The sequence below is a fragment of the Litorivivens sp. genome (genome assembly GCF_057445395.1).
The window spans coordinates 24,978-47,624 of record NZ_JBVBUV010000018.1; the positions used below are offsets into that span (position 1 = coordinate 24,978).

Consider the following 22,647-nt stretch of genomic DNA (forward strand, 5'->3'; position numbering starts at 1 on the left):
TCCTCTTACTGCTGCGCCAGATAGTCGGCGGACAGCGCAACATATTGCACAGCGCCACTCACCACCCGCAAAGCCTGTTCTGCCGGCGGCAACTGATCGTCATTAAAATAGCGCCCACCATCCAGCTGCACCATAAGATCACTGCGCAGCGGTTCTGACAGCGGACGACCGCCCAGCAGGATGTGCTCAAGCGCGCGCAACACCGCATCAATGCCCGCCTGTTTTGGTGTCTGCCCCTTTGCATTGGTATTGCGACGGTTAATATTCTGGAAATCACCGTCAGTATCGCCGTCTATTGCGAGCTCAAAGGCATCAAGCACGGGCCCAAAATTCACGTGCGCAATCATTGGCAGTACCACCCAGCGTTCCTGCGCGCGCACAAAGGCATCGACATTCCCGTGGGTCAGCACCAATCCGTTTTTTTCCAGCAATGGGCCACCGGGCAGCAACAACGACTGAAAGCCGGCAATATTGGTCGGTGTGCGCAATTGCATTTCCGGCAACACCAGGGCCGCCCCGTCGCGACCGCTATTGTAAAAATGATCCTGGGGCACAAAGTCGGGGCTGTAAAAGTTAAATACCGAGGGTGAACGCAGCGCAGCCTGACCCAGCGGCCAACGATGATCAGAGCGGAAAAAATAGAAGCCGTTCACCCGCGCTGGCTCCGGGTATTCAAGGCGCTCGTTGTACCAACCTGCAACCGGCTCGGCGTTAAAGGCACGCAGAATACCCGTCAACGTCAGCAGGGGTTCCACCACTTTGCCATAATCGGCTTGTTGAACCAGTGTCGATTTGCGCGCTTCTGAATCCAGTAAAATGGCCTTCAGCGTCGCCTTTAAATCACCGCGCACGCCCTCGCCATTATCCGCAAATACTGCAGCAACCCGCGCTACGTAGTCTGGCGTAGGATTAGAAGTAACCAGCCTCTGAATCAGGTGCTTACTGATAAAGGGAGCCGTATTCGGATGTTCAAACAGGATATCCAGAGCAACATCGAGATCGCGCCCTGCGGGAATATTTGCGGCAATCGTCTGCCCTAAAAGCTGCTTCTCGCCAAAATCATGTTCGTCGGGATTGAACTCCATCGGGTGCACAACACTACCCTCATGCTGCCACAAGCGACCGTAGGCGCTGTTAAACTGCAAATCCCAGCCAGTCACTACCCGTGACAGTTCTTCGATATCCTCTTGCGTGTAGGTTGGCACGAGGTTACCCGCCGCGTCAGTTTTCGCTGTCCCATCCTGATTGAGCTCATACAGCCCAATGGTGAACAGCTGCATTAGCTCCCGGGCAAAATTTTCGTCCGGCAGGGTTTTACGCGCAGTGTTGGCTTTTCGGTTACCCTGATGCGAAAGGTAGATACCCATGGCCGGGCTGCGCGCCATAGCACCGAGCAACACCCTGAAATTGCCAAAAGCATGTTTCGCCAGCAGGTCGTAATAGTGAGCCAGTGCTTCCGGGCGGGCATTCAGCGGAAACTCCGTGTGCGATACCACCAGAATCTGGCTGAGGGCATAGGCCATGCGCTGTCGCAACTGATCCGGCGCGTCCAGTGCCTGTTCAAACCAGATACTGTTCTGGTAGTCCAATGTATGTCTGGAAGCAGAACCGTCGAATAACGGCATACCTGATTGCGACTGCAGCGTTTGCGGGAACCAGTCGGTCATCGGCTCAACGGCCACCGCCATTGCCTGCAAACGCTCAAGATGGGTTTTGCGAAAATCCGTTGTCGAGTCGTAGGCTGAACGCATGGAAAGCTGATTATCAAGCCAACCTTCCAGACCCTGTTGCCGAATGGTACCCAGTGTTCGCGCATCAGGGCCGAAGGTAGCCTGACGCGCCAGACGAAACGCGTCGTACAGGCTGGGCGGCGTAATGCTTTTTTCTACAGCCTCTTCCGGCGCACTTGGCGTACTCTGCGGTGCATCGCTATCACTTGAGCCATTGTTACACCCTGTCAGCAACGCGCAGCACAGCATGACTGTTCGCGCTATTACCGGCACCCTCAAATCGCGTCGTATTCCATACACCCTGAATCTTCCTGTACTGGCGTGCGCGCCTTCGCACACAGGCTGTTCGTTACATGTGGTGATGCCGTGCAGCAGGCCACTTTTAGCGTTTATTGTTATGGTAGGCAATTCAACTAAGAACGCCGCTGCTGGTTATACCCCAAAATTCCCTGCTGTACAGCGCCATTGACCTTCACTGTGAAGGTGGTCACACCAGTGCGCGCAGCAGAAGCCAACAAAACGCCCAGTAAAGCACTGGACGGCCACCGAACTTCCCAGTACTTTAGCCGCCATGTACGAATACGCTGCCGTCGCCCTTACTACCTTCTTTGCCACCATCGGCCCGATCGATGTTGCCACGATGTTCGCTGCTTTTACCGTGGCCATTCCGCGACGTGAGCGCCGCAGAATTGCGGTAAAAGCCTGCCTGATTGCGCTGGGCATCTTGTTCGTGTTCGCCATCGTCGGCCAGTTCATACTGGAAAGCCTTGGCATTTCACTAGCGGCACTGCGTGCGGCGGGCGGCATTCTCCTTTTACTTATTGGCATTGATATGGTCTTTGCCCGCCCATCGGGCGCCACCAGCACGACCATCGATGAAGATAATGAAGCCATAGAGAGACACGATATCGCGGTGTTCCCGCTGGCAACGCCGCTTATTGCCGGCCCGGGCGCTATCGGCGCTACGCTGCTATTAATGGCAGATGCTCATACCAATGTGTTACATCAAGCCATGGTACTGGCGTCGATGGTCGTCATCATTGGCGTCACACTGGTATCGATGTTGATGGCGAGCGAAATTAACCGATTTCTTGGCCTTACCGGCATCCAGGTTATCACCCGTGTATTCGGCATCCTGTTGAGCGCGCTTGCCGTGCAGTTTCTATTTGATGGCATTGCCCAGGCCAATCTGTTTGGGGGCTGAGCAATGAGCGAACATAATCTGTGGGATTTGCCCACGCCCTTCATCCTCAAGTACACCGCCGAAGCTGAACATATCGACAGTCTGAACCATGTAAACAACGCCATTTATGTCGGTTGGTGCCAGCAGGCTGGTTGGCAGCATTCGCAGGCCCTGGGTCTGGGTATTGAAGACTACCGCCAGCTCGACGCGGCCATGGCCATTCGTCACGCCGAATACGACTACATCAGTGCAGCCTATATCGGCGAGAATTTGGAATTGGGTACGTGGCTGACACAGTGTGACGGCAGACTACAACTGGAGCGACGCTTTCAGCTAGTAAGGCTTGCGCGCAACGGCCAAGCTCGCGCCGAAACGATACTGCGGGGTACTTGGAAACTGGTAAGCATTTGCATGTCCAACGGCAAAGCTCGGCGCATGCCGGAAGCGTTCAAGCGGATCTACGGCGACGCTGTCGTCACTGAGCCCTGAAGGGTTGTATCAGCAGTGCCTTCAAGGTTTGCTCTTCTGGTTGTCGAAACCGCTTCAAGCCCAGCTCCATTGTCTGTGGATTCTGCTTGGCTTCCCGGCAGTAGCTGTTAAATAGCCGATCCCACACCGACAGCATAAAGCCGAAATTGCGATGGTGCTCCGCAGGGTTCACCGAGTGGTGAATGCGATGCATATCCGGCGTCACAATCAGCCCGCGCAAGTAATACTCAAACCGCGTCGGCAACTTGATATTGGCATGATTAAAGAGCGCACTGGCATTGAGCAGCATCTCAAACAGCAGCACTGCCAATAGTGGCGCGCCTAACACCGCCACCACGCCCATTTTCAGCAACATCGAAACAACAATTTCCAACGGGTGAAAACGCAGTCCGGTGGAGGCATCAAACTGAACATCACTGTGATGCATCGCGTGCATTCGCCAAAACACGGGGATCCGATGAAACAAGCGGTGTTGCCAGTACACAAGTAGGTCCAGCAGCAATAGCGATAACACCACCGCACACCAGACCGGCATCGTGATGATATTGAGTACCCCGAACCCGGTTTGCGTCGCCCAGTGCGCCACACCCACCGCCAACATTGGAAAAAACAGGCGCAAAACCCCCGCATCAACTACCGCCAACAGCAGATTGGTCCAGCGCCGTCCACCACGGGGTCGCGGCCGAAAAGGTCGCCAGCTTTCCCAGCCAGACATCAACAGCAAGACTAGAACGAACACCCATAGGCGCAAAAATTCAGCATTCACATGCTCACTCAAAGTCGCCATTCTCCAGTTCTATGCCGTCAAACCCTTTGAGTTCGGCGGTTTCAGCGAATTTTGCTGCCAGACTAACACTTTAACGATAGCGCCTTGCACCCCTTTCCCGAAAACGCGACCGTGCGACACACCTGATTAAAGATTGCGCAATACCGTGAGCTAGGTCACAATAGCCCAATAATAGGTAATATTACCGACAGAATTTTGTGTCAAAGGTAAGACGCAACAAGTTCAGCGACAAGATGTGCGAAAACAAGAGTTTAATCAATGCGAGACAGATATACCGTCACCATTACAGATTATCGAGGCGCACGCCATTTCAACTTTAGCCAGCTAATGCGCCGCATACTTGGCGCAGTTGGCACCGTGGTCACACTGGGTTTCGTAGCAGGCGGGTTGTCAATTTACTTTCTCTCGGCCAAAGTTGCCGCGCTGAACAGCAATCTGCAATCACTGGAAGAATATCAGGCCCACATTAAATACCAGAACCAGCAACTACTGAACAAGCAACGTTCCCTACTCCATGCTGTCGATGAAAAAGCCGCAGCACTGACTAAGGTTCACGAAGAGCTGGGCGACCTGGAAATTCTGATTGGTCTGAAGCCTGAGCCCAACAGCACGATTGGCGAAAGGCTCGATACGGCCAATATCACAGCCCAACAAAAGCGGCTGATGCTGGAATCCATCCCCAGCGGCATGCCGCTACAGGACACCCGGCTGACCAGCAAATACGGCATGCGTATGCATCCCGTCCTAAACCGCAAAGCAATGCACGGCGGGCTGGATATGAGTGCGGCAATCGGCACCCCTATTTTTGCCACTGCTAGTGGCGTTGTTGAGTGGGCAGCCCCCCACAAAAGCAGCGGTCTGGGGAATATGATCAAGCTGAACCACAACTATGGATTCAGCTCAACCTATGGTCACCTCAGCAAAATTCTGGTCAAAACCGGCGATTACGTTCAACGTGGCGATCTGATTGGCCATACGGGCAATACCGGCATGAGCAGCGCCCCTCATCTGCACTACGAAGTTCGCTACCTGCACCGCAGACTTGATCCAAAACCATTTACGGAGTGGTCGTTCGAGAATTATGATGTCATCTTCGAACGAGCGGAGCATATTAAATGGGAATCCTTGGCCGAGTCGGTAAGGAAAGCAGTGATCAGCCCGGAACGACTGTTGTTGCAAGCGGAACCAAGATTGTCGGTGATCTCCAACTAAACGACGACTTTCATCTGGACGGCAGAATGTCAGGCAAGGTCAATTCGAGCCTGAATGTATCTGTCGGCAAGGGTGGCGAGTTTGACGGCGCAATCCAAGCCAAAAAAGTTGTGATCAGCGGTTGCGTAGACGGCACCATAGATGCCGAGCGACTGGAAATTGTCAGCGGCGGGCGCGTAATTGGCGAAATCTTTGTTACCGAGCTGGTCATCGAACCCGGCGGCCACTTCAGTGGCACTAGCCATATCAAAAACACCGATGACGCTGAGCCACGCCGCCTGTCTCACCAAACCGCGACCGCAAACGGCGACAACCCAAATACATCAGACGACTCACTCGCGACCCAGAGCGCGTCAGAGCAGACAGAACCTCAACTCACCTAAACGGGTGATTCTCAGAGTCTCTCCACTTCCTAGAATAGCTATGGCTGCGAGATCCTAGCAGCCAACATAATTCCAATAATCAGCTGCCAGGGGAAAGCCTCCCCTGCCCTAGGGAAAGCCCACCATGAATCGAATTGCGTCGGCGGGTCTTGCTGCCACGATCACCCTTGTCTGCCAGCTTGTAAATGCGCAACAGACCGACACCAGTCAGCAAACTGCCAGTAGTAAGCGTAACTTCTCCGGAGCACTGGAAGAGGTTGTAGTTACCGCGCGTAAGCGCGCCGAAAGCATTCAGGAAACGCCGGTTGCGGTCACTGCTATCAGCGGCGACGATCTCCGTGCTCAGGGCATCGTGAATACCACCGAGCTCACCAAATCAGTCCCCAGCCTACAAATCAACGACAGCACCAGCACCCAGATATTTATTCGCGGTATCGGACAGCGGGCTGGCCTGATACGGCAAGATCCGTCGGTCAGCGTCTATCTGGACGGCATCTTCATACCCCGCGCTGATGGCCAATTACTCGATACCATCGATATCGACAGCGTGCAGGTTCTGCGCGGTCCTCAAGGCACTTTGTTCGGCAAAAACAATACCGGCGGCGCTCTGGTATTCACCCTGACCAAGCCCTCGGAAGAACAGCAGGGCTACGTCGAAGTGGCACTGGGCAACTACAATGATCAGCGTATTCGCGCTGCCTATGACTTTCCGGTGAATGACGACTTCTATACCCGCATCGCGTTCAACAGCCATCGCCGCGACGGATTTATTAAAGATCTGTCCACCTCGAACAACCAGTCGGTGGATCGTCTCTCCGCAATTTTTCAGACCCGATGGTTGATCAGCGACGAGCTAACCTTTGATACTTTCACCTTTCTCGGCAAAATTGATGAGCGCTATCCCTCCTATCACTGCAAACTGGTCAACGAAAACGCACTGTTTGTAAATGGCCTGGGTATCTTATGGCCCGGCGATACCGATCCCGCCAACCCCCGCGCCTACAAAGACAACTGCGCGGCCAATGATCGCGACACACTGCCGGATCTAACCACCAACATGGGCGCCAGCCAGCGGCAGACCAAAAAACTCGACACCCTGATGTTTGGCGCCACCTTTGACTGGGCACTCAGCGACACACACGACCTGAAGGCCATTGTGGGTTATCGGGACGCGTTGAAAACAGGGCCCCAGACCAATAGCGACGACGCAGGTCCGGAGGAATATCAAAAAGCCGTCATACTCGGCGAAGGCGACCAGGATTCCCTGACACTGGAACTCCAACTCAATGGCAGCGTGATGGAAAGCCGTGTCGATTACACCGCCGGCGTATTCTGGCAGCATGAATACAAATCAGAAACCTTCCTCACTTCCGACCCTATCATTGGCGTCGATGCCGTGGTGCTGGCAGGGCTGTTGGGTGGTCAGTATGCAGGCACACCGCCATCACTGCTGCCGCAGATCATTGGCACCCCGCTACCCATTGTGGCGGCATTGTTGCCGTTGGATACACGGCAGAATTTCGAAATCGAGGGTCAGACCAGCGCGGTTTTTTCCCAAGCCACCTGGCATATCACCGAAAACCTGGAGCTGACCGTGGGCGGACGCTACACCGAAGAACAGCGCGAATCAAAACTCGTCACCCAGATTGCAGACAACGCGGCTGTCAGCGCCATCGTTGGCGCCGATCCACGCTTCAATACCTTGTATCCCGACCTTGCCATCCATACCTTTAACGGCGCCTGGTTGCAGGACCCCATTCGCATTGCCAACCAGATCCTCAAGAACGCCGTTGGCCACCCGGATATCAGCTCACCACTGAGCGCACCAAAATACGACAAGCGCGATTCAACATTCAGTCAGTTTACCCCCATGGCGTCGGCTTCCTGGTTTGTGCCCAGCGAATGGCTCGATGACAATGCGTTGAATTCACTGCTGGTGTATGGCACCTGGAGTAACGGGTTCAAATCCGGTTTTCTGGAGCCCAGCGGCCAAGATGGACTGGTCGTAGTTGACCCCGAAAAACTTGAAAATCGGGAAATTGGGGTAAAAATCGATGCATTTGAGCGCTCGGTGCGTCTCAATATCGCACTGTATTCCATGATCTTTGAAGATATGCAGCTGATCACAGTGAAAACAGATTCCGCGAACACCCTCGTAGTAACCTCACAGAACGCCGGTGAATCGGTGATTGAAGGCGGCGAGCTCGAGCTTATGTGGATCCCCACCGCGCAAATGATGGTGACCCTGAGCTACAGCAACAACAATTACAAATTTAAAGAGTTCGTTGACCAGGACCTCACGGCACTGGCTACTCAGGGGCGCAGCGTGGAGATTGATCGCAGCGACGAGCAGTTTCCGGTATCACCAGAGCAAACAGCCTCACTGGGTATGCAGTACACTTTTGTCACGCCAGTCGGGCTGATTACGCCGCGCATTGATTTCAGCTACAAGAGCGAGATTTACCTTGGGTTTGATAACGGGTCCTGGGATGTTCGTCACACCAACCCTGAAGGCGTCTACTCAGACGCCTACACTCTGGTCGATGCCCGGGTTACCTGGAATAACAACGAGGACGACCTGAGCATTTCTGCGTATGTAAAAAACGCCACCGATGAACGTTACGACATTGGCGCTGTAGCCACCGGGGACTCTATCGGCACCTTCGCTCAGGCTCTAGGAAATCCGCGCTTTTACGGTGTTGAGCTACGCAAAACCTTCTAACCCGCGCCCAACCTGCCGCAGAGCCCGCCGCTAGGAAGCGCGGGCACTTTTTCTCATTAATTGAATAAGTTCCATGAGCTCTTTGAGGCAAATTCACACAGTTTTCCACTGAATGCCGCCCCAATTTAGGGCAGACTCGCACCACCTAACCGTGATGTGTGGAGGACTGAATGAAAGCCAAACTCGGAATTGCTGCCATTGCCCTGAGCCTGTCAGCGTCAGCCATGAGCGAAATGTATGGAAGCGCCTCTTACGGCCTGCTGGAAACAGAAGCCGGGACTACCGACTTTGACACCCCAACTCTCAACCTGACCTTTGGCGCAACGCTCAACCCCAATTTTGCACTGGAAGGCCGCCTGGGCTTCGGCGTTGATGACGACACCAAAGGGCCTTTCACCGTCGAAATCGAAGATTTTATCGGCATTTATGCCAAACCGATGCTGCCCATTTCTGACGTGGTAACACTCTACGGCCTGCTCGGCGTAGCCGAAACCAGCATCGACACCAATTTCGGCGACGACGACGATGACGACATCAGCTACGGTCTGGGCCTGAGCGCAAAACTACAGAACAATGTAGACCTGTTTGCGGAGTACATTTCCCTGTACGACGATGACGATATTGAAGTGAACGGCTTTAACCTCGGCGCCAGCCTGCGCTTCTAAAACCCGCGACACCCAGGGCGGCCATTAGGCCGCCCAAACCCTCTCGTAGAGCGCAATAATCTCACCCTTATCAGGAATCCTCGGATTATTGGCCGGCGAGCCTGAGGCAAGCGCCTGTTCCGCCATCAATGGCAGCAAGCTTTGCCACTGGGTTTGCGCAATACCAAACTCCGCAGGGCCCGGCACTTTCAGCGCACTACACAGCGCACGCAAACCCGCAACCAGCTTATCCGCAGCCGCGCCATCATTATCCTCAAGCTTCGCATAACCCATTGCCCGCGCGGCCTCGGCGTAGCGTGATCTGGCACCGTCAATAGACCAGGCGGTTATCTCGGGTAGCAACATCGCATTACTCAGGCCATGCGGCACATGAAAATGCGCGCCAATCGGTCGGCTCATTCCGTGAATCAGCGTGACCGACGCATTGGAAAACGCGATGCCGCCCTGAGTGGCCGCATGCATCATGGCCGCTCGCGCCTCCAGATTGTCGGGCTGTTCACAGGCAACCGGCAGATACTTAACAATGCTCGACATACAAGCCAGCGCAATCGGGTCTGTAAACGGGTTGGCCTTTCGGCTCACAAAGGCTTCCAACGCATGGCACAGGCTGTCGATACCCGCATCCGCCGTTAATCGATACGGCATGGTCACGGACAGCTCATAGTCAACCAGCGCCGCGACCGGCATCAGCCCCAGCCCCATACAAAGCATTTTCTCCTCGGTTTCGGAGTCGGTTGCCACTGCCGCCCGGGTTGCTTCGGAGCCGGTACCTGCCGTTGATGGAATCGCGATCACCGGTAAACCATCATCAATCGTCACGGGTACTTTGTAATCGCGTAACTTGCCACTGCGATTGGCCATCACGGCCATAAATTTGGCGGTATCAATCGCGCTGCCGCCACCCAGTGCAATCACGCAGTCATGGTCACCGCCGCGCAGCTCAACCAGACCGGCATCGATAGACTCGGTAGTCGGATCTGGCACCACCCCGGAAAACTGCCGCAGTGGCAGCCCCTGCTCAGCCAGTGAACTTTCCAGCGCTGCACCATGCCCCTGCCCCAACAGAAAGGCATCAATCACCAGAAACGGCCGACACAAGCCCAGGTCAGCCAACACCTTGCCCAGCTCGTGGCGCGCGCCGCCGCCCACCCGGAGAATCCGGGGCAGATAGACTGTCATATCCATAAAGGGTACCTCTCCAATGCAATGTTCGGCTTGTCAGTAGCACTTGATGCCAACGTTCGGGGCTTGAAACTCAAGCTTATAAGCAGTCCTCTCTATAGAGCACTTTGATCCAAGACCCCACGCCATACTTTGTTATGATCAAGTCACAATTAAAGCGGATTGGCAGCTGTCTCTGCCTTAACCGCACCTCATCCTATCACCCAGAGGGAGTAACTGTTTATATGGAACCCATTGTCCACAGCATGAACACCCTTTTCAGGCAACTCGGACTGCCCGATGATGACAAGGATGTTGAGCATTTCATAAACAGCCACCAGCCTCTGCCGAGGGAAATGCCATTACCCGACGCCGCATTCTGGTCGCCCGCACAGGCAGAATTTCTGCGTGAAGCCATCAGCGATGACGCCGACTGGGCCGAAGTGGTCGACGAGCTGGACACACGTCTGCATAACTCGCCACGCCATGCGCGGCCGGGCCAACCCTGGTTAAGCAAACAATCCAGCAGCTACCTGCCTGAAATGTGCGGCTACTAAACTGCAGCTAATGAGCCGCGGCAGCGGTTAACCCGGACGTCATTTTGTCGGTATACTCACGCCTTCTCTAGGGAGGTGTGATTTTGCGTTTACTGCTGGGTTTTATTGTTGTTGCCGCGCTACTGGTTTTACCCCTGCTGGCGCCCAAACTAGAGCGCAATACCGCGCTGCAGGAATACCGGGAACAGGTTGGCGCCAAAACCATCCAGTCCAAACACGGTAAAACCCGCTATCAAACCTGGGGCAACCCGAACAATCCCACAGTCATACTGATTCACAGTTTCAACGGCTATCTGGAAACCTGGCAGCCCAATGTCGACGCGCTGGCGGCAGCTGGTTTTCACGTGGTGGCCTACGATCTATTTGGTCGCGGCCTTTCGGATCGTCCGCTGCGCCCCTACACGCCACCACTGTTCCACGAACAACTGGACAGCCTGCGCGCTGAGCTCGGGCTCACGAATCCGGTACATCTGGTTGGCTCCTCGTTTGGCTGCGTGCTGGCCAGCGACTATGCTGTGAAGAATCCTTCGGCGGTGAGCAGTTTGGTGCTTACCGGCCCCGCAGGCTGGCCTGATGGCCAGGAAAAATTGCAGCAACTGGTAAAAACTCCATTTGCTGGCGAGTACGTTTTCTATTACGCGGGCAAATCCATTTTGAGTTCCAAAATCAGCAACTACCTGCTCAACCGCGAGGAAAATGACTGGGCAATGGCTTACTGGAAGGTCTACGGTCAGTTTCCGGGTGTCACCCGCGCTGCCCTGTCCACCTTGCGGCATTCACCTGTGCTGGACAATACCCGGGGCTGGAGTGCCCTGGGCAAAACGTCGTTACCCGTGATGATGATCTGGGGACGCCAGGACAGCAGCTTTCCTTATTACAACGCAAAGATTGCGGCGCGCCAGATTCCACAAGCAGAGATTGTCGGCATTGACGGCGCCGAACACTGGGTCAACATTGATCAGGCGGAGGAAACAAACACAGCCATGATCAGGTTCCTGCAGGCGCAGCGCTAAACCATGGCTAGCGACGGCCAGCGCGATCAGGCCATTCTCGCCTCTTGGGAAATCAACGCATCCCCCTGGGTGCGTGCGGTGCGCGAACGACAGATTGCCAGCCGCGAACAGGTGACCAATCAGGCCATCATTAGCACCTTAACCGAGCTGGCCCCATCGAGCCTGCTCGATGTCGGCTGCGGCGAAGGCTGGCTGTGCCGGACGATGCGTGCGCAGGGCTGCGATTGCCTAGGTATTGATGCCATTGAATCTCTGGTCAGCGCGGCGCGCGAAAAGGGCGGACACTACCGCTGTCTGCGCTATGAAGACCTTTCCGACGCCGACTTTTCTCAACGATTTGACTGCGCAGTATGCAATTTTTCACTCATCGGCAAAGGTGCAACAGAGTTAGTCTTTGCCGCGATGGCAGAGTTGCTGTCACACGGCGGCCACCTCGTTGTGCAAACCCTGCACCCTCATGCCACCACGCATACCTCAAGCGGCTGGCAGGACGGTTCCTGGGCTGGCTTTTCCGAAGATTTCCAGCAACCCGCCCCCTGGTACTTCCGCACCCTCAACGACTGGCGCGCTTTGTTCCAAAACCATAACTTTACTATCGAACAAGAACTCGCCCCATCCGCCAGCGATGGCAGTCTCCCCCTCTCCCTTATCCTGGTAGGTAGATTAAACAGTCAGTAATTTTTGTCGGCCAACGGCTATGCCACACTCCAGTAAAACCATAAGGAGTAGCCCCCTATGCCCATGCGTCTGAACCACATGGAATTAACCTTTGCCGAAGGCGCACTCACGCCTGCCAAAAAACAGCAAATCACCGATTTTTACCGCGACCTGTTTGGCTGGAACACACTGGAAATCGACATCATGGATCAGAAGGCACTCTTGCTGATGCTGGACGAGGATGTCAGTCAGTTTATCCTTCTCGCTGAAAGCCCCGAACCCATGCAATCACCGGGCTACGACCATCTGGGGCTACTGTTTGACAGCCGCGAAGAAGTCGATGCCCTGCTCGCCAAAGCGAAGGCAATGCAGGCGGTGAATAACGAGATTCAGATTAAAGAATACGAAGACCTGGATGAAGGGGGTACCATTGTCCATTCTTTCTACGTAAGACACCTGCTGCCGATCTGGTTTGATGTTCAATCCATTGACTATCAAAATGGCGAACCCGCCCGGAAGTGGCATTATGGCTGATATGCCAGCAGGCTCCGACAATAGCTCAGGACGCCGTATGCTCGAAGATTTGCACAACCCTTTCCTGCCATTGGAATCGCGTACACCAGCGACGCCCCACTGGGAAGCCAAACGCGAAATGGCGCAAGCCATGCGTGATTTCGCCGAGGCGATGATGACATCAACGCCCTCGCCCGAGCAGATGACAGAGATGACGCAGTGGCTGCAAATCGCCACCGAACAGCTTACCCAAGCGCCGCGCGTCTACGGGCGAAACGGCTACGTCGAAGCCAGTGAAGGCACCTTTAGCGAGGTGTTTCAGGAAGTGGGCCCTCTGTGTGGACACAGCAACCCCATCGCACCGCCGCTGGAAATGTGGGCCGAGGGCGATACCGCCTACGCCCGCGTGACCATGGGGTGGCGCTATGAAGGGCCACCGGGCTGTGTTCACGGCGGCTTTGTCGCCGCACTGTTCGACGAGTTTCTCGGTATGGCGCAGTTTATGGGTGGCCATCCGGGTATGACCGGCACGCTTACCATCAAGTACCGTCGACCAACGCCACTCAATATGGCGCTGAAACTGTCTGCCTGGATCGACCGAGCCGAAGGCCGCAAGACCTTTGTGCACGGAAAAATTGAAGCCGGCGGCATTGTTACCGCAGAGTGCGAGGGCATCTTCATCCGTCCCAATCAGCCCGTCACGGAGCTGCTGGACGCTGTCACTCAGGGCTAACAGGCGGCCGATACGCCCGAATTGGCATATAATTCGAGCATGACCATTCGCTGCTGGCATCTACCCTGGGCCACTGCGCTGTTGCTTCTGGCTACCTTGCATACCAGCTTTGCCATAACCGGCTGGGAAGGCTTTATTAGCTGGTGCAATCCGTACTGGGCAGACTGCATCAGCATCAGCCACAGCGGCCGCCACGGCCTCGCCTACTTTGTCTTCAAAGGCGGCATGATCCCAGCCGCCGTTTTACTCTGGCTATTCTGGTACCTGAACACACACTGGCTGACAACTATCGGCCAACGACAAGCCGGCCTGATTGCCATTGCCAGCGTTGCCAGCCTGGCGCTACTGGTCTATACCCTTGTTCTAGGTCATAGCGGCGACGGTTTTCGCACGCTACGCCGTTTCGGCGTCGTGCTCTTTTTTGGCCTCAATTTCGTCAACTTTGTGCTGTTGGCAAAAGCGCTTTTCCGCAGTCACCAGCCCCAGCTGGGGCGTGTACTCACCCGCGCCAGCGCCGTCACGCTTGGCGTTGCCCTGATCTCACTGCTACTGGATGCGCTGCTGGGAGACGCTTACGACCGGCTCGAAAATGCATTTGAGTGGTGGCTAAGCCTGATGCTGACTGGCCTGCTCGTCCATGTCGGCCAGCTTTGGCAACACACGGATTTCCGGCTATACAGCCGCCGATGATCAGGGTCATCTCGTATTCACAGCTGGCCGACTAACCGCTATCATTTGTGAAAAATTCACACTCGGCATGTGCTAATGGGTTTACTGGACGAACTACGAGAAAAAGCTGAGGAACAGCGTACGCAATCCGAGCGGCTTGCCGCGCTCGAAGCCGAACTCGCCGATTTCTACCGCGAAGAACTGCGGCCCCGGATGCACCAGGCCTACAACTTCTTTCAACAGCTGGTGGAGCACCTGAAAGAGGTCAACGAAGAATGCACCGCCAATTACGCGCTGCTACCTGAAGATGGCCAGGTCACCTGCCTGCAGAGCGACTACTCAATTATTATCGATAGCAGTGAAGAGCCCACGCAACTGGAACTGCGCTGCAAAGCCCACCTGCCCGAACCGATCGAATTTGACATAAAAGGCAAAGCCGAGGTGCTGCGACACTCCAAGCTACTCGACAAGTTCGACATGAAGTATGAACGCACCGACAGCAAAGACGCGCGCTTTGATCTGGCAAGTGCACGCTTCAAGGTCATTGGCCCCATTCCCATTCGCGTGGCAATCAAGGCCAACCTCGAAAACAAAAACCTTAGCGTCATTTTCAGGAATTTCGATGCTTCAGGCGTAAAATCGGCTCGCATTGTTCCCAGTAAATTCAACGACGATTTTCTCGATACGCTGGGTCGCTATATACTGCGCCAGCCGGTCAATCTGTTTGGCGGCGAGTTATCCAAAGAAGCTCGCCGTAAATTGCGGGAAAAACTCGAGCTGCAGCGAGAAGAGGAAGCGCGTGAGCGGCGCGCACTCGAAGCCGAACGCGCCGCATTGGAAAAATTCGAATATGAAAATCGGACCTCAGTAAAACTTGCCCGTGCGGTCAGCTCCGCGACCGACAAGCTTAAATCCCAGCTTGCACGCCTGAAAACACCGGGCAAATCAGACTAGGTATGCGCACAGAACAGCCTGTTATTGCTGATCGGCAGTGGCCACATGTCGAAAAACCTCAGTGCTGCCATCTTTCTTGAGCAATAAAACGTTGTAGGGGCTGAAGCGGTCTCCCACCTCCATTCCGGGGCTGCCCACTGGCATGCCCGGCACCACCAGACCAATAGCGTCCTGGGGGGGTGACGCCAGAAAGTCGCGAATATCACGCGCTGGTATATGCCCTTCAAAAACATATCCCTGTTCTGATACAGCGGTATGACAGGATTGAAACTGGGACGGTATGCCGCGTTCAAGCTTTACGACATCGAGGTTGTCCGGGTGATGCACTGCTGTGCTAAAACCTTCGCGCTGCATGTAATCCACCCATTCGCCACAGCAACCGCAGGTTGGGCTTTTGTATACCTGAAAGTCTGTCGCGGTAGCCGACGATTGCTGCGTTACCGGGTCTTGCGTCACCGTCGCTTCCTGCGCAGTCGCTGTCTCGCTCTGAGCGGGCGCATCGTCGCCGCCAGATCCCCCGCCGCCTCCACAGGCAGTTACGGTAGCCAGCAAAGCCATTACAATCAGACGCAAACACACCGCCATGTCACTTTCTCCTAGCAAATACACAATCAGCATCCGCCACTTTATGGTGGCGAGTCAAGGACATGGCGCAGAATTGTCTGGCCAGACATGGTTATTTCGCGTACAATTTTCGCCCTTTTGCCCGCCCCGCCTACGGTTCTGTACAATGAACCCGTCAGCCCGAACCACCAGGAAGAATTGATGACCCAAACTGCCCCCGCCACTTTTGCGGACCTCGGCCTCCCCTCCAGCCTACTCGACGCGCTTGCTCAGGTTGGCTACGAACAACCATCTCCCATTCAGGCTCAAGCCATTCCCAGCCTGCTTGAGGGTAAAGACCTGCTGGGCACAGCCCAAACCGGAACCGGCAAAACGGCGGCCTTTGCCCTGCCCGTGCTTGCCCAGATTAACGCTTCCGTCCGCAAGCCGCAGGCACTGATTCTGGCTCCCACACGAGAATTGGCGATTCAGGTGGCAGAAGCCTTTAAAACTTACGCCGCCAAATTGCCCGGCTTTCGCGTATTGCCTGTTTATGGCGGCCAGGGCATGGGCCAGCAGCTTAAAGCCCTGCGTGAAGGCGTACACGTGATCGTAGGTACGCCCGGCCGAGTCATGGACCATCTGCGACGCGGCACACTATCGCTCGACGCACTAAAAACTGTCGTACTAGACGAAGCTGACGAGATGCTGCGCATGGGCTTTATCGACGACGTCACCTGGATTCTCGATCAAACCCCCAAACAGCGCCAGGTTGCGCTGTTTTCAGCAACCATGCCACCGCCGATTCGCAAAATAACTAAGCAGTATCTCAACGACCCCGTCACCGTGGCCATCGAGCCCGAGAAACGCGCCGTAGCCCGTATTGAGCAGTGGGCCTGGCAGGTCTCCGGAACCAATAAGCTCGACGCCCTGACGCGCATCCTCGAAGTGGAAGACTTCGACGGGGTGATCATGTTTGTACGCACCAAAAACCAAACGGTAGAGCTAGCGGAAAAACTCGAAGCCCGCGGTTATCGCACCGGCGCTATCAATGGTGACATGACCCAGCAGCTACGCGAACGCACCATCGAACACCTGAAAACTGAACGCATTGATATTGTGGTCGCCACCGATGTGGCCGCGCGCGGCATAGACGTAAGCCGCGTGACCCACGTAATCAATTTCGACATTCCCTACGATGCCGAAGCCTACACCCACCGTATTGGTCGTACCGGCCGCGCCGGTCGCAGCGGCAAGGCCATCCTGTTTGTGGCGCCGCGCGAAAAACGCATGTTGAAAACCATTGAGCGCGTTACCGGACAAACTGTGAATTGGCTGGAACTGCCATCGCGCGAAGCGGTGAACCTGAAACGCATTGATCAGTTCAAGGACATCATCAGCAGTACACTGGAAAGTGAAGATCTGAGTTTCTTCACCGATCTGCTCGACAGCTATCTGGCCGATACCGGTGCGGACCCGGCCAGCGTGGCCGCAGCGCTGGCTTTTATGGCCCAGAGCGAACGCCCCATTGTGCCGCCCCCCGCGCGCAAAGATGGCCGAGGTGAAGGCAAAGAACGCAGTGGCGACAGAGTGCTCCACGAGCCAACCCTTGCGCCCGAAGACGTCGCCATGGAAACCTTCCGCCTGGCGGTAGGCAAGCAACACAACGTTGGCAAGGGCGACATCGTTGGTGCCATCGCTAATGAAGCCGGCATTGAAAACCGGTATATCGGGCGTATTCGTATCTTCCAGGATTACAGCCTGATCGATCTACCCGAGGGTATGCCCAACGACCTGCTGGCACAACTGCGCAAAGTACGCGTGCGACAACAGCCGATGATGCTGGAGCGAGCTGGCGACGAAAAGCCGCGCAAAGGCAGCGGCCCCAAAAAGGGACCCAAGAAACGCCCAGCCGCCGACAAGAAGAAATTTTCAGACAGCAAGGGCCAGGGAAAGCCCGCGGGCAAACCAGCTAAACGCAAAAACGATAATTAAACCCCAGAAGCCAGGCCTGCGCGTTCACGTTGTTACGTAACGGCAGGCCCCGCGACAGCTATGCATCGCTCTGCAGTTGATGCAGTACGTAATGCAAGATTCCGCCGTGACGGAAGTAATCCATCTCACTAACCGTATCGATACGGCAACGCGCCAACGCTTCATGGCGATTGCCATCGTTGCGACTGACAATAATCTTAACCTTCATCCCCGGCTCAAGAATATCTTCCAGCGGCACAATATCGACGGTTTCGTCACCGTGTAACTGCAACATTTCACTATCGTTGTCCAACTGCAGCGGCAACACGCCCATCCCAACCAGATTCGAGCGGTGAATGCGCTCAAAACTTTCCGCAATCACTGCCTTCACGCCCAGCAGGTTAGTGCCCTTTGCCGCCCAGTCCCGACTGGAACCGGTGCCGTACTGTTCGCCGGCAAAGATCACCAGCGGTGTATTCTCCTCGCGGTATTTCATCGCCGCATCATAAATACTCATCTCTTCGCCCGCAGGCATAAACCGGGTGTAACCACCCTCCCGGTCCACCATCTTGTTGCGTAGACGCACATTGGCAAAGGTTCCGCGCATCATCACTTCATGATTGCCTCGGCGGGAGCCGTACGAGTTGAAATCCTTGGGCTCCACGCCCTTCTCCCGCAGATATTTCCCGGCAGGGCTTTCTAGAGCGATGGCACCGGCTGGCGAAATATGGTCGGTAGTCACACTGTTACCCAGCAGCGCGAGAATCCGCGCGCTTTTCACCACGGGGAATTCCTGTAAGGGTTCACCCAAATCATCGAAGAAGGTCGGGCAGTGAATATAGGTAGACTCATCGTCCCAACCGTAGGTCTTACCGGACCCCGCATCCAGTGCCTTCCAAACATCAGTGCCTTCAAATACACCAGCATAGGCAGACTGAAACATCTCTCCGTCGATGGATTTACGCACCGCCTGAATTTCGTCGTTACTGGGCCAGATATCCAGCAGATACACCGGCTTGCCGTCTGCATCCTGGCCTAGCGGCTCAGAATGCAGATCAATTACCGTAGTGCCCGCCAGCGCATAGGCCACCACCAGCGGCGGTGATGCAAGCCAGGCAGCACGTACATTGTTGTGGATACGCCCCTCAAAATTACGGTTACCGGACAGCACCGCACTCACCACCGCATGCTGGTCGGCGATCGCTTTGTCGATAGCCTCAGGCAGTGGTCCCGAGTTGCCGATACAGGTGGTACAGCCATAGCCGACCAGATTGAAGCCCAAGGCATCCAGATCCACTTGCAAACCGCTTTGCGCAAAATAATCACTTACCACTTTGGAGCCCGGCGCCAGCGACGTTTTCACCCAGGGCTTCACCTTCAGCCCACGCTTGTTAGCCGCTCTGGCCATCAACCCTGCGGCCAGCATGACATCCGGGTTAGAGGTATTGGTACAGGAGGTAATCGCCGCAATAACGACCGCGCCCTCGGGCATGGTAAAGCCCATTTCCGGCACGGGTATTTCGTCATTTTCGCGACGGTCAAATTCGTGAATACACTCGGTAATGGCCGATTTTAGGCCGCTCAGTGTAACCCGATCCTGCGGTCGCTTCGGTCCGGCCAAGCTCGGCTCCACCGTGCCCAGATCCAAGGTGAGCTCCGCGCTGAACACCAGCTCGGCATCATCGTCCCGCCACAGGTTCTGCGCCTTGCTGTAGTCTTCCACCAACTGCAACGTCGCCTCATCGCGGCCAGTAAGACGCAGATACTCGATCACTTTTTCATCCACGGGAAAGAAACCGCAGGTCGCGCCAAATTCCGGTGTCATGTTGGCAATGGTCGCGCGATCCGTTACCGCCAAATCTGCTAAGCCGGGACCGTGAAATTCTACAAACTTGCCCACCACACCGTGCTTGCGCAACATTTCCACCACCGTGAGCACCAGATCGGTAGCGGTCACACCTGCCTTGAGCTTTCCGGTCAATGCCACACCGATGACTTCCGGCAATAGCATCGATACCGGCTGCCCCAACAGTGCAGCCTCGGCTTCGATTCCGCCCACACCCCAGCCGAGCACGCCCAAACCGTTGATCATGGGCGTGTGGCTGTCAGTCCCCACCAGCGTATCGGGATACGCTTCGCGAACACCGTCAGCATCACGCTGCCACACAACTTTGCCCAAGTATTCGAGGTTAACCTGGTGGCAGATACCGGTACCCGGCGGTACCACCTGAAAGTTTTTAAAGGCCTGCTTGCCCCACTTCAGAAACCGGTAGCGCTCGCCATTGCGCTCCATCTCCAGCTTCACGTTATCGTTGAATGCTCGCGCTGAGGCATAGTGATCCACGCTGACAGAGTGATCTATTACCAGATCCACAGGGACTTGCGGGCTAATCACCGACACATCACCACCGCGCCGGGCAACGGCCTCACGCATCGCCGCCAAATCGACTATGGCAGGCACACCAGTGAAATCCTGCATCAACACCCGCGCTGGTGAGAAGTTGATATCGGTACCCTGCTGGGGTTTGTCTACCCAATTGAGAAAAGCATCAATATCGCTTTGGCTGGCGGACTGATTAAAGAAACGCAGCTGGTTCTCCAGCAGCACCTTAAGCGAATTGGGTAGGCGCTTGTAGCGCGCGTCACCCAGCTTTTCGAAAGCGTAGTAACGGTAGCTCTCATTATTGGACTGCAGGCTGGCGCTAAAAGGGTTTTTGCTCATCCGTAAACTCCCGCTATGACAGACAAATGAAATGGCTGGTAATCCGTATTGACCAATATAGGCTACAGCACCTTATACGTATTGCAAAACCTGCGGTTTTCACACCAAAAAATTGCCTACCGGGCGCCTCGCCCGGCTGTTAGAATGCGCCCTTTACCGGCTCATGCAAATTAATGGCTCACTATCGGACGCAGTTTCTGGCACTCGACGCCCTGCTCCACAGTCACCGTGACTACTGGCAATGCCAGCCCTTTGTCAGCACACCGCCCTGGGCGGATGACGTGGCTTTTCTGGACAAGGTCGGTGACGATGCCATCGCCGACGCGCAAGCTAACGATGACGCACTGCTTGAGCTGTTTCATCGTCATTTTCCAACCCTGTGCAATGACATATCGCGGCTTACTGACATTGCGAAGTTTGAACCTGCGCAAACGACACCTGCACCGCGTTTTGTCCCAGGAAGAAAATGGCAGCAGATTGAACGCTTTGCCCTGGCACTGAGCCCGCTATACCAACCGACACTGGAGTGGTGTTGTGGCAAAGGCCATCTGAGCCGCTACCTGTATCAACTGAGCCAGCGCGAGGCCCGCGGGCTGGAAATCGACACTGCGCTTATCGAGGCCGGCAATCAGCTCGCCCAACAGGAGCTCAAACCGGTCCGTCTAAAAAAAATGGATGTGCTCGATGCTTCAGCCCGTTCAGAAATAGCACCCGACGACCATGTGGTAGCCCTGCACGCCTGCGGTGGTCTGCACCGCAAACTGCTTACTGACGCAACCCAACAACGCGCCCAGCGGATCAGCTATTCTCCCTGCTGCTATCACAAGTTTCAGGTAGACTTCAGACCACTCTCCACGCTGGCACAGAACAGCGCACTGACCCTACAACTTGCCGACCTGCGCACCGCCGTGCGGCAAAACACCACCGCCGGTCGCGCCGAGCGGCAGCGCCACCAGCAACAACAATGCTGGCGACTCGGATTTGACGCGCTTCAGCGCGAACTGCGCCACAGTGACACCTATCTGCCCACGCCGCCAGTGCCGACAAAAGCTCTGAAGGGTAACTTTTCCGACTACTGCAAATTACTGGCCGCACATAAGGGCTTAACCCTGCCGCCCGGACTGGATTTCGCCGGCTACGAGAAACGCGGAACCGAGCGCTATCATAGCGTTAGTCGTCAGGAACTGATGCGTGCGTTGTTCCGACGACCGCTGGAACTATGGTTGCTTCTGGATCAGGTTCTGCATCTACAGGAGTTCGGCTACTGCTGCACAGTAAGACGCTTCTGTCCGCCACACATGACACCGCGCAACTTGCTGATCGATGCGCACCTGGCTTAGGTAGCATCGCTTTGGGTATCCGTTGTTAGCAAAGGTTGAATAACACCACAGGCAATCCGCTTGCCCGTATCGCCGGAGGCTTGTGACCTGAGGTTATCCGCCTTCTGGTGGATGATGACCACTTTGCCTTCAATTGAGGTTTCGCCGGTTAACGCCATCGAATCTGACATAAGAGCGGTCTGCAAGCCGACTTCTTTGCCTGTCAGATTACCCAAATCGCCAGCATGGTGTTTGTCATCGGTTGGAGCACCATATTTGCGATTTGTACAGGTAGTAGCGTGACCTCGCAAATGCTGAATTACATTTCCGGCAAATCGACTGGAGAAATTCCATGACAGAAAAACACACCACCAATGATGCTGGCATTCCTGTAGAAGGCGATGAACGCTCCCTGACAGTGGGCGCTGATGGCCCAATCGTGCTACACGATCACTACCTGATCGAGCAGACGGCAAACTGGTGCGCTCTGCCTATAGCAAACGTGAGGACGACGATGACCTCAATCAACCACGCGCCGATCCGCGAGGGGATGGACGATGCCCAGCGTGAGCACTTGGTCAACAATGTGCTGGGACACTCACGTAAAGAACGAAGTAAGTCAGCCCGTACTTCAACGAGCTTTTGAATACTGGAAAGAGAT

22 protein-coding genes are annotated in these 22,647 nt (G+C 55.3%); 16 read left to right on the top strand and 6 right to left on the bottom strand.

From position 1 onward, the window contains the following. Nucleotides 1-5: 5 nt before the first annotated feature. Nucleotides 6-2,030: a DUF1800 domain-containing protein gene (locus tag AC222A_RS07520; RefSeq protein ID WP_486774811.1), complete on the bottom strand. Its 2,025-nt coding sequence runs from the start codon at nt 2,028-2,030 to the stop codon at nt 6-8. A gap of 271 nt (nt 2,031-2,301) precedes the next feature. On the opposite strand from AC222A_RS07520, the gene AC222A_RS07525 reads away from it, so the two are divergent. Both AC222A_RS07525 and AC222A_RS07530 read left to right on the top strand, forming a co-directional pair. Then, nucleotides 2,302-2,934, top strand: coding sequence for a MarC family protein (locus tag AC222A_RS07525; RefSeq protein WP_372749581.1), 633 nt, complete (start codon nt 2,302-2,304; stop codon nt 2,932-2,934). A 3-nt stretch (nt 2,935-2,937) separates the two neighbouring features. After that, entirely contained in the window at nt 2,938-3,402 is a 465-nt protein-coding gene (locus AC222A_RS07530) for an acyl-CoA thioesterase (protein ID WP_486774812.1), read from the top strand. Here AC222A_RS07530 and AC222A_RS07535 read toward each other — a convergent pair. After that, a complete protein-coding gene (locus tag AC222A_RS07535) occupies nt 3,389-4,189 on the bottom strand; it encodes a sterol desaturase family protein (RefSeq protein ID WP_486774813.1) in 801 nt (266 codons plus the stop codon). The genes AC222A_RS07530 and AC222A_RS07535 overlap by 14 nt on opposite strands. 258 nt (nt 4,190-4,447) lie before the next feature. Here AC222A_RS07535 and AC222A_RS07540 point away from each other — a divergent pair, with 258 nt between their 5' ends. The 4 genes from AC222A_RS07540 to AC222A_RS07555 all read left to right on the top strand — a co-directional run bounded on the left by AC222A_RS07540 (nt 4,448) and on the right by AC222A_RS07555 (nt 9,171). Continuing rightward, nucleotides 4,448-5,401, top strand: coding sequence for a M23 family metallopeptidase (locus AC222A_RS07540; protein WP_372748197.1), 954 nt, complete (start codon nt 4,448-4,450; stop codon nt 5,399-5,401). Beyond that, a complete protein-coding gene (locus AC222A_RS07545) occupies nt 5,305-5,784 on the top strand; it encodes a bactofilin family protein (RefSeq protein WP_372748198.1) in 480 nt (159 codons plus the stop codon). The genes AC222A_RS07540 and AC222A_RS07545 overlap by 97 nt, the downstream gene beginning before the upstream one ends. Before the next feature lie 124 nt (nt 5,785-5,908). Further along, nucleotides 5,909-8,506 (top strand): TonB-dependent receptor, encoded by a 2,598-nt coding sequence (locus AC222A_RS07550; RefSeq protein WP_372798056.1) that lies wholly within the window; start codon nt 5,909-5,911, stop codon nt 8,504-8,506. A gap of 170 nt (nt 8,507-8,676) precedes the next feature. Then, nucleotides 8,677-9,171 carry a porin family protein gene (locus tag AC222A_RS07555; RefSeq protein WP_372748200.1) on the top strand — a complete coding sequence of 165 codons (495 nt, stop codon included), beginning with the start codon at nt 8,677-8,679 and terminating at the stop codon, nt 9,169-9,171. A 24-nt stretch (nt 9,172-9,195) separates the two neighbouring features. Here AC222A_RS07555 and AC222A_RS07560 read toward each other — a convergent pair whose 3' ends face one another. Beyond that, the gene (locus AC222A_RS07560; RefSeq protein ID WP_372748201.1) at nt 9,196-10,356 is read right to left on the bottom strand and encodes an iron-containing alcohol dehydrogenase; all 1,161 of its coding nucleotides are present in this window, start codon (nt 10,354-10,356) and stop codon (nt 9,196-9,198) included. A gap of 221 nt (nt 10,357-10,577) precedes the next feature. Here AC222A_RS07560 and AC222A_RS07565 point away from each other — a divergent pair, with 221 nt between their 5' ends. The 7 genes from AC222A_RS07565 to AC222A_RS07595 all read left to right on the top strand — a co-directional run bounded on the left by AC222A_RS07565 (nt 10,578) and on the right by AC222A_RS07595 (nt 15,428). Beyond that, a complete protein-coding gene (locus AC222A_RS07565) occupies nt 10,578-10,889 on the top strand; it encodes a DUF2789 domain-containing protein (protein WP_372748202.1) in 312 nt (103 codons plus the stop codon). An 83-nt stretch (nt 10,890-10,972) separates the two neighbouring features. Further along, on the top strand, nt 10,973-11,902 hold the full coding sequence (locus tag AC222A_RS07570; RefSeq protein ID WP_372748203.1) for an alpha/beta fold hydrolase: 930 nt from the start codon (nt 10,973-10,975) through the stop codon (nt 11,900-11,902). 3 nt (nt 11,903-11,905) lie between these two features. Continuing rightward, nucleotides 11,906-12,580, top strand: a complete 675-nt coding sequence (locus AC222A_RS07575; protein ID WP_372748204.1) for a class I SAM-dependent methyltransferase — start codon at nt 11,906-11,908, stop codon at nt 12,578-12,580. A gap of 57 nt (nt 12,581-12,637) precedes the next feature. Then, a complete protein-coding gene (locus tag AC222A_RS07580) occupies nt 12,638-13,093 on the top strand; it encodes a VOC family protein (RefSeq protein ID WP_372748205.1) in 456 nt (151 codons plus the stop codon). Beyond that, nucleotides 13,086-13,805 (top strand): PaaI family thioesterase, encoded by a 720-nt coding sequence (locus AC222A_RS07585; RefSeq protein ID WP_372758811.1) that lies wholly within the window; start codon nt 13,086-13,088, stop codon nt 13,803-13,805. Before AC222A_RS07580 ends, AC222A_RS07585 begins: the two co-directional genes overlap by 8 nt. A gap of 39 nt (nt 13,806-13,844) precedes the next feature. Beyond that, nucleotides 13,845-14,495, top strand: a complete 651-nt coding sequence (locus AC222A_RS07590; RefSeq protein ID WP_372758812.1) for a hypothetical protein — start codon at nt 13,845-13,847, stop codon at nt 14,493-14,495. Nucleotides 14,496-14,570: 75 nt separating this feature from the next. Next, nucleotides 14,571-15,428, top strand: coding sequence for a hypothetical protein (locus AC222A_RS07595; protein ID WP_486774814.1), 858 nt, complete (start codon nt 14,571-14,573; stop codon nt 15,426-15,428). Between the two features lie 21 nt (nt 15,429-15,449). Here the strand turns inward: AC222A_RS07595 and AC222A_RS07600 are convergent, their stop codons facing one another. After that, nucleotides 15,450-16,013 carry a DUF411 domain-containing protein gene (locus AC222A_RS07600; protein WP_486774815.1) on the bottom strand — a complete coding sequence of 188 codons (564 nt, stop codon included), beginning with the start codon at nt 16,011-16,013 and terminating at the stop codon, nt 15,450-15,452. Nucleotides 16,014-16,193: 180 nt separating this feature from the next. Here AC222A_RS07600 and AC222A_RS07605 point away from each other — a divergent pair, with 180 nt between their 5' ends. Continuing rightward, nucleotides 16,194-17,966: a DEAD/DEAH box helicase gene (locus AC222A_RS07605; protein ID WP_372749366.1), complete on the top strand. Its 1,773-nt coding sequence runs from the start codon at nt 16,194-16,196 to the stop codon at nt 17,964-17,966. Nucleotides 17,967-18,024: 58 nt separating this feature from the next. On the opposite strand, the gene acnA is transcribed toward AC222A_RS07605, so the two are convergent. Continuing rightward, a complete protein-coding gene (acnA, locus tag AC222A_RS07610; RefSeq protein WP_372810813.1) occupies nt 18,025-20,667 on the bottom strand; it encodes an aconitate hydratase AcnA in 2,643 nt (880 codons plus the stop codon). Between the two features lie 173 nt (nt 20,668-20,840). Between acnA and AC222A_RS07615 the strand changes: the two genes are divergently transcribed. Further along, nucleotides 20,841-22,007, top strand: a complete 1,167-nt coding sequence (locus AC222A_RS07615; RefSeq protein WP_486774816.1) for a methyltransferase — start codon at nt 20,841-20,843, stop codon at nt 22,005-22,007. Here the strand turns inward: AC222A_RS07615 and AC222A_RS07620 are convergent. Further along, entirely contained in the window at nt 22,004-22,297 is a 294-nt protein-coding gene (locus tag AC222A_RS07620) for a superoxide dismutase family protein (RefSeq protein ID WP_486774817.1), read from the bottom strand. The genes AC222A_RS07615 and AC222A_RS07620 overlap by 4 nt on opposite strands. A gap of 41 nt (nt 22,298-22,338) precedes the next feature. Between AC222A_RS07620 and AC222A_RS07625 the strand changes: the two genes are divergently transcribed. Next, a complete protein-coding gene (locus AC222A_RS07625; RefSeq protein WP_486774823.1) occupies nt 22,339-22,632 on the top strand; it encodes a hypothetical protein in 294 nt (97 codons plus the stop codon). Nucleotides 22,633-22,647: the final 15 nt, after the last annotated feature.

Bases quoted from the DNA above. Each gene is read 5' to 3' on its own strand.
- AC222A_RS07550 (WP_372798056.1), top strand. From the start codon at position 5,909: ATGAATCGAATTGCGTCGGCGGGTCTTGCTGCCACGATCACCCTTGTC.
- AC222A_RS07595 (WP_486774814.1), top strand. From the start codon at position 14,571: ATGGGTTTACTGGACGAACTACGAGAAAAAGCTGAGGAACAGCGTACG.
- AC222A_RS07625 (WP_486774823.1), top strand. From the start codon at position 22,339: ATGACAGAAAAACACACCACCAATGATGCTGGCATTCCTGTAGAAGGC.
- AC222A_RS07530 (WP_486774812.1), top strand. From the start codon at position 2,938: ATGAGCGAACATAATCTGTGGGATTTGCCCACGCCCTTCATCCTCAAG.
- AC222A_RS07535 (WP_486774813.1), bottom strand. From the start codon at position 4,189: ATGGCGACTTTGAGTGAGCATGTGAATGCTGAATTTTTGCGCCTATGG.
- AC222A_RS07565 (WP_372748202.1), top strand. From the start codon at position 10,578: ATGGAACCCATTGTCCACAGCATGAACACCCTTTTCAGGCAACTCGGA.
- AC222A_RS07615 (WP_486774816.1), top strand. From the start codon at position 20,841: ATGGCTCACTATCGGACGCAGTTTCTGGCACTCGACGCCCTGCTCCAC.
- acnA (WP_372810813.1), bottom strand. From the start codon at position 20,667: ATGAGCAAAAACCCTTTTAGCGCCAGCCTGCAGTCCAATAATGAGAGC.
- AC222A_RS07580 (WP_372748205.1), top strand. From the start codon at position 12,638: ATGCCCATGCGTCTGAACCACATGGAATTAACCTTTGCCGAAGGCGCA.
- AC222A_RS07585 (WP_372758811.1), top strand. From the start codon at position 13,086: ATGGCTGATATGCCAGCAGGCTCCGACAATAGCTCAGGACGCCGTATG.
- AC222A_RS07575 (WP_372748204.1), top strand. From the start codon at position 11,906: ATGGCTAGCGACGGCCAGCGCGATCAGGCCATTCTCGCCTCTTGGGAA.
- AC222A_RS07590 (WP_372758812.1), top strand. From the start codon at position 13,845: ATGACCATTCGCTGCTGGCATCTACCCTGGGCCACTGCGCTGTTGCTT.
- AC222A_RS07525 (WP_372749581.1), top strand. From the start codon at position 2,302: ATGTACGAATACGCTGCCGTCGCCCTTACTACCTTCTTTGCCACCATC.
- AC222A_RS07600 (WP_486774815.1), bottom strand. From the start codon at position 16,013: ATGGCGGTGTGTTTGCGTCTGATTGTAATGGCTTTGCTGGCTACCGTA.
- AC222A_RS07605 (WP_372749366.1), top strand. From the start codon at position 16,194: ATGACCCAAACTGCCCCCGCCACTTTTGCGGACCTCGGCCTCCCCTCC.
- AC222A_RS07555 (WP_372748200.1), top strand. From the start codon at position 8,677: ATGAAAGCCAAACTCGGAATTGCTGCCATTGCCCTGAGCCTGTCAGCG.
- AC222A_RS07560 (WP_372748201.1), bottom strand. From the start codon at position 10,356: ATGGATATGACAGTCTATCTGCCCCGGATTCTCCGGGTGGGCGGCGGC.
- AC222A_RS07545 (WP_372748198.1), top strand. From the start codon at position 5,305: ATGGGAATCCTTGGCCGAGTCGGTAAGGAAAGCAGTGATCAGCCCGGA.
- AC222A_RS07540 (WP_372748197.1), top strand. From the start codon at position 4,448: ATGCGAGACAGATATACCGTCACCATTACAGATTATCGAGGCGCACGC.